Genomic DNA, 12,605 nt, shown 5'->3' with positions numbered 1-12,605 from the left:
GTGCGATTCTAGTTGTCGGTCTCGGGGCGCGCCGACGCGGTGCCGGCAGCCAGGTTTCGGGTGACCTCGGCGAGGGCGGGGACGCCGCCGTCACGGAGGGCGCGGACGAGTGCGGTGCCGACGATCGCGCCATCCGCGTACTCGGAGACTCCGGCGATCTGCTCGGCGGTCGAGATGCCGATGCCCACGCACGCCCGACGAGCTCCGTGGGCGCGCAGCCGACCGACGAGGGTCCGCGCAGCACGGTCGAGTTCCGCCCGCTCCCCGGTGATCCCCATCGTCGAGACGGTGTAGACGAAGCCGGTGGACGACTTCACGACCAGGTCGAGCCGCTCGTCCGACGAGGTCGGTGCCGCGAGGAACACGCGATCGAGGCCCGTGCGCTCACTGGCGGCGATCCACTCCCCCGCGGCCTCCGGCGTGATGTCGGGTGTGATGAGCCCGGCGCCGCCTGCGGCGAGCAGATCGTCCGCATAGCGATCGACGCCGTACTGCATGACCGGGTTCCAATACGTCATGACGAGCACGGGAACATCGGTCGCGGCCGTGATCGCACGGATCGCGGTGAACAGATCGGCCATCCGGAACCCGGCGGCGAGTGCCTTGGTCGTCGCCTCCTGGATGATCGCGCCGTCCATCACCGGGTCGCTGTACGGCGGACCCAGTTCGATGATGTCGACGCCGTTCTCGGCAAGCGCGATGGCTGCCTGGATGCTGGTGTCGAGATCGGGGAACCCCACGGGGAGGTAGCCGACGAACGCGCTGCGACCGGCGTCGTGAGCCTTCTGGATCGCCTGTTCGACACGGCTCATAGCTGAGGCTCCCCCTTCGATGCCGCTTCCTCGTCGTCACTCTCTGCCGAGCTGTCGTGCGCCAGAGCGGCCTCGTCGTACAGCTGGAAGTAGCGGGCGGCGGTGTCCATGTCCTTGTCGCCGCGCCCGGAGAGGCAGACCGCGATCAGCCCGTCGGGACCGAGTTCCCGTCCGAGCCGCAGCGCGCCGGCGAGGGCGTGTGCCGACTCGATGGCCGGGATGATCCCCTCGGTGCGGCTGAGCAGGCGCAGAGCCTGCATGGCCTCGTCATCCGTGGCGGGGATGTACTCGGCACGCCCGATGTCTGCGAGCCAGGAGTGCTCGGGACCGACGCCGGGATAGTCGAGGCCCGCGGAGATCGAATGCGATTCGACCGTCTGCCCGTCTTCGTCCTGCAGCACGTAGGTCTTCGCGCCGTGCAGCACGCCGGGACGGCCGCGTTCGATCGAGGCGGCATGCTTCTCGGTGTCGACGCCGTCTCCCGCGGCCTCCACGCCGTAGAGCTTGACGTCGTCGTCGTCGAGGAACGCGTCGAACATGCCGATCGCGTTGGACCCGCCGCCGACGCACGCGACGACCGCGTCGGGAAGCCGACCCGCCTCGTCGAGCAGCTGGGCGCGCGCCTCTTCGCCGATGATCTTCTGGAAATCACGGACCATCGCCGGGAACGGATGCGGTCCGGCGGCGGTGCCGAAGATGTAGTTGGTCGTCTCGACCGACGCCACCCAGTCGCGATAGGCGTCGTTGATGGCGTCCTTCAGCGTGCGCGAGCCCGAGGTCACGGGGATGACCTCGGCACCCAACAGGCGCATGCGGGCGACGTTGAGCGCCTGCCGCTCGGTGTCGACCTCGCCCATGTAGATCGTGCAGTCCAGGCCGAACAGCGCGGCCGCCGTCGCGGTGGCGACGCCGTGCTGCCCTGCACCCGTCTCGGCGATCACGCGGGTCTTCCCGAGGCGCTTGGTCAGCAGAGCCTGCCCCAGCACGTTGTTGATCTTGTGGGAGCCGGTGTGGTTCAGATCCTCGCGCTTGAGGAAGACGCGCGCGCCCCCCGCGTGTTCGGCGAACCGCGGCACCTCGGTGATCGGAGACGGTCGCCCGGCGTAGGAGTGCAGCAGTTGCGCGAGCTCGTTCCGGAACTCCGGGTCCTCGATCGCGGCCTCGTACGCCACGGTCAGCTCGTCGATCGCGGCGATCAGCGACTCGGGCATGAAGCGCCCGCCGAACTCGCCGAAGAAGGGGCCGTGCTGCGCACGCAGACTCATCATGCCTCCAGGAAACGTGTGAGGGTGGCGACCGGGTCTCCGGTCACGAGCGCCTCGCCGATGAGGACGACATCGGCGCCGGCCGAGCGGTAATGCACGACGTCGGCCGGGGTCAGCACTGCGGACTCCGCGATCTTCACGGCGGAGTCCGGGATCCGTTCCACGAGCCGCCCGAAGAGGTCGCGGTCGAGCTCCAAGGTCTTCAGATCCCGCGCGTTCACACCGATGAGCGGCGCACCGAGGTCGATCGCCGCCTCGAGCTCCTCCGCGGAATGCGTCTCGACGAGCGGTGTCATGCCGAGTTCGGTGATGAAACCGAAGAGGTCACGGAGCACATCGGGCTCGAGTCCGGCGACGATCAGCAGCACGAGGTCGGCACCGGCGGCGCGCGCTTCGAGCACTTGATAGCGCGTGGCGATGAAGTCCTTGCGCAGCACGGGAAGGGAGACCTTCGCGGTGACGGCCTCGAGATCGGCGAGACTGCCGCCGAAGCGACGCTCCTCGGTGAGCACGCTGATCGCCGATGCGCCACCGGTTTCGTACAGGGACGCCTGGAGCGCCGGGTCCGGGATCTCTGCGAGCGCACCGCGTGAAGGACTCGCGCGCTTGACCTCGGCGATGATCTTGACGCGATCGGCGGGCGCGAGGAACGAGAGCGCATCCTTCGCTGCCGGACGCTCCAGCGCTGCGCGTTCGACGTCGGCGAGCGGACGCGACAGAGCGCGACGCTCTGCGTCTGCGACAGCGCCGGCCGTCAGGTCGGCGAGGACCATTAGTGCGCCTTCGGAGCGTACTTCGGACCCTTCACGCCGTAGCCGGCCTTGGACAGCGCCCAACCGACGATCGCGCCGATCGGGATGAGGGCGACAGAGGCCCAGACGAGCGCGGGCTGCTCGAAGCAGAACGCGACGGTGCCGGCGGTGAAGCCGACCAGCATGATCACGACGGCAGTCCAGGCGGCAGGTGAGTGTCCGTGGCCGGGATCGGCGATCGGGTTGGTCATGTTCTCCTCCGGGGGACGACGTGCGGTTCTGGATCAGTCTATCGGGGTCAGCGCGTCGGATCGGTTCCGCGCGACAACTCGTCCCAGGAATCGACGGCGTCGACGGGACCATCATGGGCGACATCCACGGGGTCGGTACGGTAGCGACGTCCGCCGGCTTTCCATCCTCGCCACGTCGTCAGGACGACGAGCGACGCGGCGAACAGGATCACCCACCCGACGAGAGCGATGTACGGCCACGCGGAAGGGACGATGCTCGCCACGACCTCATGCACCGCTCGGCCCCCCGCGAGACCGGTGACCTCGGTCACTGTGGCCGCGATGGCGTCGAACGGTTCAGCCAGCAGCAGCTGGAGCGTCGACCAGCCGAGGAACACGGCGGTCACCGCGGCGAGCACACCGAACACGAGGCGCACGGCCTTGCCCGCGATCGCCAGCGCGGCGCCGAGTGCGAGGACCGCCAGGCTGAGGGGGGCGAGCAGGACGAGGGCCGAGGCGCCGGGCACCAGGATGTCCTCGCCCGCATCGATGCGTTCGACCGTCAACCACGTCTGCGTCGAGGAGATGATCCCGATCGCCCCGGCGAGGAGGAACCCGGAGACCGAGAGGGACCGGCCGCGCTGCGCGAAGGTCACGTCAGGTCCGTCCCTGCCACGGCCTCGAGGTCGGTCGTGTCGAAGCACGTCCTGGTCCCGGTGTGGCACGCCGGACCGGTCTGCGCCACGAGGAGCAGGATCGCGTCGCCGTCGCAGTCGAGGCGCGCCTCGTGCACCACCTGGATGTGGCCCGAGGTGTCGCCCTTGCGCCAGTACTCCTGGCGGGACCGCGACCAGTAGGTCGCCCGTCCAGAGGTCAACGTGCGCCGAAGAGCCTCGGCGTCCACCCATGCGAGCATCAGCACCTCATGCGTGTCCCACTGCTGCACGATCACCGGCGCGAGACCGTCCGCGTTGAAGGCCACCTGTGCGATGCGCTCATCCACGGACGTCATCTGACCACCACTCCTTCTTCTCGCAGCGCATCTTTGACGTCGCCGACCGTGAGCGCGCCGGTGTGGAACACGCTCGCCGCGAGGACGGCATCCGCGCCCGCGTGGATGGCCGGGGCGAAGTCCTCCACCCGGCCTGCGCCACCGGAGGCGATCACCGGTACGGATGCGACCTCGCGCATGAGGCGGACGAGCTCGAGGTCGAAGCCGTCCCTGGTGCCGTCGGCATCGATCGAGTTCACCAGCAGCTCACCGGCACCCCGATCCACGGCCTCTCGGGCCCACGCGAGGGCATCGAGCGTCGTCTGCGTTCGGCCACCGTGCGTCGTGACGACGAATCCGGAAGGCGTGTCGGTGGCGCGCTTCACATCGAGCGACAACACGAGCACCTGTGCTCCGAAACGGTCGGCGATCTCGCCGATGAGCTCAGGGCGTGCTATCGCCGCGGAGTTCACGCCGACCTTGTCGGCCCCGACCGAGAGCAGCCGCGCGACGTCGTCGACGCTGCGCACTCCCCCGCCCACCGTCAGGGGCACGAAGACCTGCTCCGCCGTGCGCTGGACGACGTCGTACGTCGTGGCTCGGGCATCCACCGTCGCGGTCACATCGAGGAACGTGATCTCGTCGGCGCCCTGCGCCGCATAGTGCCTGGCGAGCTCGACAGGGTCTCCCATGTCGCGCAGGTTCTCGAAGTTCACTCCCTTGACGACGCGGCCCTCGGCCACGTCCAGACACGGGATGACACGACTGGCGAGCGTCATCAGAGCCTCGCGTTGTGAATCGCCGTGACCAGGATGGCACGAGCGCCGAGCGCGTACAGCGCGTCCATGACCGGATTCACCCGCGACCGGGCCACCATGACGCGGACGGCGACCCATTCCGGGTCGCGCAGCGGCGACACGGTCGGCGATTCCACGCCTCCCGCGATCTTCACCGCGTCGTCGAGGAGAGCGACCGGGAGGTCGTAGTCGATCATCACGTAACGTCGAGCGACCATGACCCCGCGCAGACGGCGCAGCAGCGTCTCGGCCCCTTCGGCGTCCGCGGGACCGGCGATGAGCACCGCCTCCGACTCCAGGATCACGGGCCCGAACACCTCGAGCCCCGCCTGGCGCAGAGTCGTGCCGGTCTCCACGACATCCGCCACGGCGTCGGCGACCCCGAGCTGGACCGCGGATTCGACCGCGCCATCGAGGGGCACCAGGTCGACGGCGATGCCCCGTTGATCGAGGAACGCGTCGACGAGACCCGGGTACGAGGTCGCGATGCGGAGTCCGTCCAGCTCCTGCACGTCGCTGTACCGGCCGGTGGGGGCGGCGAACCGGAAGGTCGATCCGGCGAAGCCGAGCGCCTCGATCTCCCTGGCGCCCGGCATCCGGGCGTCGAGGAGCAGGTCACGACCGGTGATCCCGACATCGATCGCCCCGGAACCGACATAGGTCGCGATGTCCTTGGGGCGGAGGAAGAAGAACTCGACGTCGTTCTCGGCGTCGACCACATGAAGGGTCTTCGGGTCGCGGCGGCCGGCGTAGCCCGCTTCGGCGAGCATGTCGGCGGCGGTCTCGGAGAGCGAGCCCTTGTTGGGAACAGCGATGCGCAGCATGGATGGCTTTCAGTTCGAGGAGATCGGAACGGAGCGCATCACAGATGTCGGTAGACGTCCTGCAGGGTGAGTCCCTTCGCGAGCATCATCACCTGGAGGTGATAGAGCAGCTGTGAGATCTCCTCCGCGGCCGCCTCGTCGGATTCGTACTCCGCGGCCATCCACACCTCGGCCGCCTCTTCGACGATCTTCTTGCCGATGGTGTGCACACCGGCGTCGAGCTCGGCGACCGTCCCAGATCCCTCAGGGCGGGACTCGGCCTTGACACGGAGCTCGGCGAACAGCTCGTCGAAAGTCTTCACGGTTCCAGGCTAGCGGCTCTGGCGAGGTCTCTCAGCCGGGAGACGGCCGCCTCGACATCATCGGCGCCGTACACCGCGGATCCCGCGACGAAGGTGTCGGCCCCCGCCTCGGCTGCCATCGCGATCGTGCGGTCCGAGATCCCGCCGTCGACCTGGAGCCAGACCTGCGAACCTCGGCGTCTGGCCTCTTCGGCGAGAGCGCGCAACTTGGGCATCGTCTCGGGCATGAATCCCTGTCCGCCGAAGCCAGGCTCTACCGTCATCACGAGGATCTGATCGAACTCGTCGAGCACCTGGTACAGGCCCTCCACCGGTGTTGCGGGCTTGACGGCGACTCCCGCCCTCGCGCCGATGTCGCGAAGCCGTCTGGCGAGCGAGACCGGGTCTGCCGCCGCTTCGAGATGGAAGGTGACGCTCGCCGCGCCGATCTCGGCGTAGTCCGGGGCCCACCGCTCGGGCTCCGTGATCATCAGATGCACGTCGAGCGGCACCGGACTGGTGGCCTGGATCCGCTCGACCATCTGCGTGCCGAAGGTCAGATTCGGCACGAAGTGGTTGTCCATCACGTCGACGTGCGCGAAGTCCGCCGTCGCGATGCGGGAGAGCTCCGCCTGCATGTTCACGAAGTCTGCGGCGAGGATGCTGGGGTTGATGCGCGGGGCGGGGGGCAGTTCCACGGTCCTAGTCTTCCTTACCTGAGGTGTCTGCGGCTGCGGGGCGCTTCAGGAGCGCGAGGAACATCGCGTCAGTGCCGTGCCGGTGCGGCCAGAGCTGCGCGCTCCCCGTTCCTCGGCGACCGTCGGCGGCGAGGTCGATCGGAGAGCGGGCGACATCCTCGACGGCCGCGCGTGCGTCGAGTTCGACGATGTCGGACCGGGTGCGCAGCACCTCCTGCACGACCCCCGTGGTCTCGGCGAGATGCGGCGAGCACGTCACATAGGCGACGATGCCGCCGGGAGCGAGAGCGTCGAGTGCCGCCGAGAGCAGCTCGACCTGCAGCGGCACCAGCTCCGCGACGTCGGCTGGTGTCTTCCGCCAGCGGGCTTCCGGACGGCGGCGCAGTGCACCGAGCCCCGTGCACGGGGCGTCGACCAGGATGCGGTCGAACTCCCCCGGCCGAGACGCGGCAAGAGCTCGTCCGTCCTGCTCGTGCACGACCACCTCGCCCGGTACGGCGCGCAGTGCCTTGCGCACGAGTCGTGCACGGACGGGGACGACCTCGTTCGCCTCGAGCTGCACGTCGTTCTCGTGAGCGATCGCCGCCAGCAGAGCGGTCTTGCCCCCGGGGCCGGCGCAGAGGTCGAGCCAGCGCTCGCCCTCCGCGATCGGCCGCGCACCCGCCAGCGCGAGCGCGACGAGCTGGGACCCCTCGTCCTGCACCCGGATCGTGCCGCCGGATGCCTCGACCGGACCACGGGGGTCTCCGCCGGGCGACGCGAAGGCGGTCGGAGCGTACGGGAGACGCGGCTCCCCCGGCTCTGCGAGCCCGGGCAGTGCGACGAGGGTGACATCCGGCGACGCGTTGTCCGCTTCGAGCAGCGCGTCGAGCTCGTCGACGCGCCCCTCGGCCGCCAGCGCTCGGCGCAGAGCCCTGATCACCCATACCGGGTGCGCTGATCGCAGCGCGAGCCTTTCGTCGTCGGACCGTGCCTGCTCCTCGATGCGCTCCTGCCAGGCCGTGCCCGATTCCCGAGTGATCCTCCGGAGCACGGCGTTCGCGAAGCTCGCAGCGCCGCGACCGGAGACGGTGGCCACGAGGTTCACGGACTCGTTCACCGCGGCGTGCGGCGCCACGCGCGTCGCGAGCAGCTGGTGCACGGCGAGGCGGAGGGCGTCGAGCACCGCCGGATCGATGCTGTCGGTCGGACGGTCGGCGGCTGCCGCGATGATCGCGTCGTACGTGCCCAGCCGCCGCAGGGTCCCGTACGTGAGTTCGGTCGCGAGCGCGGCGTCCTGAGCCGTCAGGCGTGCTTCGGCGATCGCCGGCGGGAGCACGAGGTTGGCATATGCGTCGGTAGCCGCCACGGCGCGAAGGACATCGAACGCGACGAGACGCGCGGGCTGCACCGTCCGCGTCGGTCCGCGCTGCGCGTCGCGACGCCGCTCACCGGAGCCTCTGCCGTCCGGCCGTCGGCCCTGGGACTGCGGGGACCGCCGATTCCGCCCTGCGTCGCTCATGACCCCGCCCTCAGCTCTTCGCCGCCACGTTGGCCCCGCCACCAGTCGACGGCGTTCATCGCACCGCGCCCCGCCGGCTGCACCCGGGTGACCGCGAGCGGCCCCGATCCGGTGCCGATCTGGAGTGCGGTTCTCGTCCCGCGGAAGTGACCGGGCGCCAGCGATTCCGCGTCTGCGGTCGGAGCGGCTTCGAGCACCTTGAGCGAGAGTCCCCCGACCGTCGTGTGCGCACCGGGCTCGGGCGTCACACCGCGGAAACGCGCGAACACCGCGTCGAGGGGCTGCGTCCAGTCGAGAAGCCCATCCGCGTGGGTGAGCTTGGCGGCGAAGGTCGGCTCCCCGCTCTGCGGGATCGCGACCGCCGTGCCAGCCGCGATGGCGTCGACGACCTCGACCGTGAGGTCGGCACCGTCGGCCGCGAGCAGCTCGAGCGCCTCACCCGCCGTCGCGGTCGTCGGAACCTGGACGGAGCGCGTGGCGAACACGTCGCCGGCATCGAGTTCCGCGACGAGCTGGAAGACACTCGCGCCGAGCACCTCGTCGCCGGCGATCAGGGCGCGCTGCACCGGGGCGGCACCCCGCCACGCGGGAAGGAGCGAGAAGTGGAGGTTGATCCATCCGAGGGCCGGCGCCGACAGCAGCGGTTCGCGGACCAGTCCGCCGTACGCGACGATCACACCCAGCTCCGGCTCCAGCGCGGAGATCTGCTCGGTCACCGCATCGTCGAGCCGTGCGGTCTTGATGAGCGGAAGACCGAGGTCGTCGGCGGCCTGGGCCACGGGCGACGGGGTCAGGACGCGCTTGCGACCGAGGGGGGCATCGGGCCGCGTGACGACGGCCGCGATCTCGTGTGAGGTCGCGAGACGGCGGAGGGTGGGCACGGCAGCAGCGGGTGTGCCGGCGAAGACGAGGCGCATGGAAGGTTCTCCGGAAGGGTCAGAGCTCTGGATCGAGGATATCGAGGCGGACCGAGAGCGTGCTCTTGGTCGTACGACCGCGGCCGCGGCGACCGCTCACGGCCTCGGCCACGACGGCGGCGCGCAGTGCGGTGGCCACGCGGGCGCCCGAGCCGTAGTCGAACCGGACGAGTGCCCGCACGCGGGGAGGCACCTCATCGGACTCGACAGGGACGGGACCGAGAACCGCGTCGGCGGGCAGGGCGAGTTCGGTGAGCCCGGCGAGAGCACGCCCGACGGCGGCGACCGATCCCTGCACGAGGGCGACACGTGTCGTCGGCGGCATGTGCAGAGGCGCCCGACTCTCCAGTTCAGTGCGCGCATGAGCGGCCTGGTTCCACGTGGCGAGGGCCTTCGCGGCAGCGCCGTTCACGCCGACGAGGTGGATGGGCGCCCCGGGGGCGGCGAGAGCCGCCGCATTGGACCACCAGCGCAGGCACGACTCCGCCACCCGCAGGTCGGGTGCCTGGAGCATGCGTGGCCCGTCGAGGAGCACGACGGCGCGGTAGCCGCCATCGGCGATCGGTTCGGCCCCGCGCGTCGCGACCACGAGGGCGGGTTTGTCGGCGACACGCTCGACGGGGTGCGCACTGTCCGCGACGATCACCCGCACTCCGGGGAACGCACGACCGAGTTCGTCGGCCGTCCGCTCGCTCCCCGATGACGCCAGCCGCACCTTCGTGGATGCGCATGCGGGGCACACCCAAGCGCTCGCGCCCCGGCCGCACCAGCCGCACACCGGCACCGCACCGCGATGCCGTGCCCCCAGTGGTCCTCCGCAATGGGCGCAGCGCGCCGGCGCCCGGCATTGCGCACACACGAGCGATGGGGAGAAACCGGGACGCGAGACCTGGACCAGGACCGGTCCCTCCGCCGCGGCATCACGCGCCGCGAGGAACGCGGATGACGGCATACGCTGGGCGGTCGGCTGCTCCATCTCCTGCGGCGTGCTCAGGACGACTCGCGGCAGCACCCGCCGTTCCGCCCGCACATCCTGGAGCCAACCGAGCACGACCAGACGCTCCACGTCCGTCGTCCTGGTATGACCCGTGAACAGCAGCGCCGACCCTTCCAGCTCCTGGCGCAGCAGGGCGGCATCGCGCGCGTTGACGTACGGCGACAGCGGTTCCCCGAGCAGCGGATCACCGTCGTCCCAGATCGCGACGAGTCCGGCGACGACGGGCGCGTAGACCGCGGAGCGGTTACCCACCACGATGCACGGCGCGTCCTCGAGGGTCCGCAGGAACGCCCGATACCGGTCCGGGTTCGTCTGGCGGGAGTCGTGCCGCACGACCGCCTCGGCGGGGACGAGCGCTTCCAGGGCTGCCAGCAGCCGGTCGAGGTCTCGGTGGTCGGGGACCACGAGGATCGACGACTTCCCGGCCGCGAGCATCCGCGCCGCCGACGCCGCGAGCAGCCGCGCCCATCCCTGCACTCCGTCGTCGAGCCGGGGCACCGCCTCCACCGCTGCACGCCCGGCCTCGTCGAGGACGCCGGCGAGCCCATCGTACACCGCGACGATCTGTTCCGCCTGGGCGAGTGCCTCGGCCGTGGGCCGGACGTCCGGGGAGTCGGCCGTCCAAGCCTTCTCGACGCGCACCTGCCGCTTGGGGATCACGAGCCGGAGGACGTCGGACGCCGACCCGGCCGCACGATCGGCGACGCGCCGAGCAAGCGTGTGCAGGCGCTCCGGCAGCACGGGCACGGTCGATACGACGGTCTCCACCTCGGACAACGGACGTTCCGCGTCGTCTTCCGTGTCGACGTCGACGACGTAGCCGTCGATCACCCGCCCCGCGGTGCGCAGCGGCACCCGCACCCGCACACCTCGCGGAACATCACCCAGCTCCGCCGGAAGCGCGTAGTCGAAGAGACGATCGAGCTGGGGCAGGGGGGAATCGAGGAGCACGCGCGCGATGCGCCGGCTCTCCGGAGGCATCAGGACCGCAGCCCCATCAGAGACCGGCAGCGCGGCGCAGCTCTTCAGCGCGGTCGGTGCGCTCCCAGGTGAAGTCGGGGAGTTCGCGACCGAAGTGCCCGTACGCCGCGGTCTGAGCGTAGATGGGACGCAGGAGGTCGAGCTGTTCGATGATCGCCTGGGGGCGGAGGTCGAACACCTCGTCGATCGCGCGTGTGATGGCCTCGTCCGAGACCTTTCCGGTGCCGAAGGTCTCGACGTAGAGACCGACCGGACGTGCGACGCCGATCGCGTAGGCGACCTGCACCTCCAGACGGTCGGCCAGACCCGCGGCGACCGCGTTCTTCGCCACCCATCGCGTGGCATAGGCGCCGGAGCGGTCGACCTTGGAGGGGTCCTTGCCGCTGAAAGCGCCGCCGCCGTGGCGAGCAGCTCCCCCGTAGGTGTCGATGATGATCTTGCGGCCGGTGAGACCCGCGTCGCCCTTGGGACCCCCGGTGACGAACGGGCCGGCGGGGTTGATGTAGAACGTCACATCGTCGAGGTCGAGGCCCGTGGTCGCCAGCACGGGGTCGATCACGTGTCGACGCACCTGCGCCTGCAGGTCTTCCTGCGAGATGTCGGGGTGGTGCTGGGTGGAGAGCACGACGGCATCGACGGTCTTCGGTGTGAAGCCGTCGTACCCGAGTGTCACCTGCGTCTTGCCGTCGGGACGCAGGAACGGGAGTTCTCCGCTGCGACGCACCTCCGTGAGGCGCTCCGCGAGGCGATGGGCCGTCCAGGCGGCCATCGGCATCAGCTGCGGGGTCTCGTTGGTCGCGAACCCGAACATGATGCCCTGATCTCCGGCGCCGAGGCCGTCGAGCGGGTCGACCGACGAGCCGTCGCGATGCTCCTGAGCGCTGTCGACACCATGCGCGATGTCGGTCGACTGCTCCCCCACCGAGACGCTGACGCCGCAGGAGTCGCCGTCGAAGCCGGTCTCGCTCGACGTGTAGCCGATGCCGTTCACGACCTGTCGCACGATCGTGGGGATGTCGACGTACGCCTCGGTGCGGATCTCACCGGCGACGTGGACGAGTCCGGTCGTGACGAGCGTCTCGACGGCGACGCGAGAACCACGGTCTTTTGCGATGAGTCCGTCGAGGATGCTGTCCGAGATCTGGTCGCAGATCTTGTCCGGGTGCCCTTCGGTGACGGACTCGGACGTGAACAGACGCAGGGCGCTCATCGATACTCCAGAACGGGACGGACAGGGAGGGGGTGTGAACCCATTCTGGACTGCGCCTCCGACAGCACGGGAGGCGCAGTCTCGAATATCACTCCGCGTGACGGAGGCGGAGCTTGTCCTCGTTGATCTCGTGCAGCGCGATGGTGAGCGGCTTGTCCTCGACGGAGGAGTCGACGAGAGGCCCGACGTTGTCGAAGAGGTTGCCCTCGTGCAGGTCGGAGTAGTAGTCGTTGATCTGGCGTGCGCGCTTGGCGGCGTAGATCACGAGCTCGTACTTCGAGTCGACGCGGTCGAGCAGGTTGTCGATGGGGGGATCGATGATGCCGTTGTTGTGTCCGGCCATGGTGAG

Annotated in this window: 15 protein-coding genes; all 15 read right to left on the bottom strand. The window is 69.9% G+C overall.

Annotated elements, in window-relative coordinates; all coding sequences use genetic code 11:
* Window positions 1-8: 8 nt before the first annotated feature.
* The 15 genes from trpA to rpoZ all read right to left on the bottom strand — a co-directional run bounded on the left by trpA (window position 9) and on the right by rpoZ (window position 12,599).
* Window positions 9-812, bottom strand: a complete 804-nt coding sequence (gene trpA, locus AB0E56_RS11090; RefSeq protein ID WP_359798915.1) for a tryptophan synthase subunit alpha — start codon at window positions 810-812, stop codon at window positions 9-11.
* On the bottom strand, window positions 809-2,077 hold the full coding sequence (trpB, locus tag AB0E56_RS11085) for a tryptophan synthase subunit beta (RefSeq protein WP_359800047.1): 1,269 nt from the start codon (window positions 2,075-2,077) through the stop codon (window positions 809-811). Before trpB ends, trpA begins: the two co-directional genes overlap by 4 nt.
* A complete protein-coding gene (trpC, locus tag AB0E56_RS11080; protein WP_359798913.1) occupies window positions 2,077-2,850 on the bottom strand; it encodes an indole-3-glycerol phosphate synthase TrpC in 774 nt (257 codons plus the stop codon). Before trpC ends, trpB begins: the two co-directional genes overlap by 1 nt.
* Window positions 2,850-3,080: an HGxxPAAW family protein gene (locus tag AB0E56_RS11075; RefSeq protein ID WP_359798911.1), complete on the bottom strand. Its 231-nt coding sequence runs from the start codon at window positions 3,078-3,080 to the stop codon at window positions 2,850-2,852. The genes trpC and AB0E56_RS11075 overlap by 1 nt, the downstream gene beginning before the upstream one ends.
* Before the next feature lie 47 nt (window positions 3,081-3,127).
* Complete coding sequence (locus AB0E56_RS11070) at window positions 3,128-3,715, bottom strand: Trp biosynthesis-associated membrane protein (RefSeq protein ID WP_359798909.1); 588 nt, start codon at window positions 3,713-3,715, stop codon at window positions 3,128-3,130.
* Window positions 3,712-4,071 carry a phosphoribosyl-AMP cyclohydrolase gene (hisI, locus tag AB0E56_RS11065; protein ID WP_359798907.1) on the bottom strand — a complete coding sequence of 120 codons (360 nt, stop codon included), beginning with the start codon at window positions 4,069-4,071 and terminating at the stop codon, window positions 3,712-3,714. The genes AB0E56_RS11070 and hisI overlap by 4 nt, the downstream gene beginning before the upstream one ends.
* On the bottom strand, window positions 4,068-4,829 hold the full coding sequence (gene hisF / locus AB0E56_RS11060) for an imidazole glycerol phosphate synthase subunit HisF (protein ID WP_359798905.1): 762 nt from the start codon (window positions 4,827-4,829) through the stop codon (window positions 4,068-4,070). Before hisF ends, hisI begins: the two co-directional genes overlap by 4 nt.
* A complete protein-coding gene (hisG, locus tag AB0E56_RS11055) occupies window positions 4,829-5,671 on the bottom strand; it encodes an ATP phosphoribosyltransferase (protein ID WP_359798903.1) in 843 nt (280 codons plus the stop codon). Before hisG ends, hisF begins: the two co-directional genes overlap by 1 nt.
* Before the next feature lie 38 nt (window positions 5,672-5,709).
* Window positions 5,710-5,973, bottom strand: a complete 264-nt coding sequence (locus tag AB0E56_RS11050; protein WP_183150042.1) for a phosphoribosyl-ATP diphosphatase — start codon at window positions 5,971-5,973, stop codon at window positions 5,710-5,712.
* Entirely contained in the window at window positions 5,970-6,650 is a 681-nt protein-coding gene (gene rpe, locus AB0E56_RS11045; RefSeq protein ID WP_359798901.1) for a ribulose-phosphate 3-epimerase, read from the bottom strand. Before rpe ends, AB0E56_RS11050 begins: the two co-directional genes overlap by 4 nt.
* Window positions 6,651-6,654: 4 nt before the next feature.
* Window positions 6,655-8,151, bottom strand: a complete 1,497-nt coding sequence (locus AB0E56_RS11040) for a transcription antitermination factor NusB (protein ID WP_359798899.1) — start codon at window positions 8,149-8,151, stop codon at window positions 6,655-6,657.
* Window positions 8,148-9,068, bottom strand: coding sequence for a methionyl-tRNA formyltransferase (fmt, locus tag AB0E56_RS11035; protein ID WP_359798898.1), 921 nt, complete (start codon window positions 9,066-9,068; stop codon window positions 8,148-8,150). The genes AB0E56_RS11040 and fmt overlap by 4 nt, the downstream gene beginning before the upstream one ends.
* Window positions 9,069-9,087: 19 nt before the next feature.
* Window positions 9,088-11,046: a primosomal protein N' gene (locus AB0E56_RS11030; RefSeq protein WP_359798896.1), complete on the bottom strand. Its 1,959-nt coding sequence runs from the start codon at window positions 11,044-11,046 to the stop codon at window positions 9,088-9,090.
* A gap of 16 nt (window positions 11,047-11,062) precedes the next feature.
* Window positions 11,063-12,256: a methionine adenosyltransferase gene (gene metK / locus AB0E56_RS11025; RefSeq protein WP_183150044.1), complete on the bottom strand. Its 1,194-nt coding sequence runs from the start codon at window positions 12,254-12,256 to the stop codon at window positions 11,063-11,065.
* A gap of 88 nt (window positions 12,257-12,344) precedes the next feature.
* Window positions 12,345-12,599 (bottom strand): DNA-directed RNA polymerase subunit omega, encoded by a 255-nt coding sequence (gene rpoZ / locus AB0E56_RS11020; protein ID WP_017204385.1) that lies wholly within the window; start codon window positions 12,597-12,599, stop codon window positions 12,345-12,347.
* Between the last annotated feature and the right edge of the window lie 6 nt (window positions 12,600-12,605).

The sequence above is a fragment of the Microbacterium sp. NPDC028030 genome (genome assembly GCF_040637855.1).
GTDB lineage: Bacteria > Actinomycetota > Actinomycetes > Actinomycetales > Microbacteriaceae > Microbacterium.
The sequence above is the reverse complement of the archived record's forward strand: the minus strand, read 5'-3'. Positions and strand labels throughout refer to the sequence as shown.

Excerpts from the sequence above, each read along its gene's own strand:
- metK (WP_183150044.1), bottom strand. The coding sequence starts at position 12,256 with ATGAGCGCCCTGCGTCTGTTCACGTCCGAGTCCGTCACCGAAGGGCAC.
- trpB (WP_359800047.1), bottom strand. The coding sequence starts at position 2,077 with ATGAGTCTGCGTGCGCAGCACGGCCCCTTCTTCGGCGAGTTCGGCGGG.
- trpC (WP_359798913.1), bottom strand. The coding sequence starts at position 2,850 with ATGGTCCTCGCCGACCTGACGGCCGGCGCTGTCGCAGACGCAGAGCGT.
- rpoZ (WP_017204385.1), bottom strand. The coding sequence starts at position 12,599 with ATGGCCGGACACAACAACGGCATCATCGATCCCCCCATCGACAACCTG.
- hisG (WP_359798903.1), bottom strand. The coding sequence starts at position 5,671 with ATGCTGCGCATCGCTGTTCCCAACAAGGGCTCGCTCTCCGAGACCGCC.
- trpA (WP_359798915.1), bottom strand. The coding sequence starts at position 812 with ATGAGCCGTGTCGAACAGGCGATCCAGAAGGCTCACGACGCCGGTCGC.
- fmt (WP_359798898.1), bottom strand. The coding sequence starts at position 9,068 with ATGCGCCTCGTCTTCGCCGGCACACCCGCTGCTGCCGTGCCCACCCTC.
- AB0E56_RS11075 (WP_359798911.1), bottom strand. The coding sequence starts at position 3,080 with ATGACCAACCCGATCGCCGATCCCGGCCACGGACACTCACCTGCCGCC.
- AB0E56_RS11040 (WP_359798899.1), bottom strand. The coding sequence starts at position 8,151 with ATGAGCGACGCAGGGCGGAATCGGCGGTCCCCGCAGTCCCAGGGCCGA.
- hisF (WP_359798905.1), bottom strand. The coding sequence starts at position 4,829 with ATGACGCTCGCCAGTCGTGTCATCCCGTGTCTGGACGTGGCCGAGGGC.
- AB0E56_RS11030 (WP_359798896.1), bottom strand. The coding sequence starts at position 11,046 with ATGCCTCCGGAGAGCCGGCGCATCGCGCGCGTGCTCCTCGATTCCCCC.
- hisI (WP_359798907.1), bottom strand. The coding sequence starts at position 4,071 with ATGACGTCCGTGGATGAGCGCATCGCACAGGTGGCCTTCAACGCGGAC.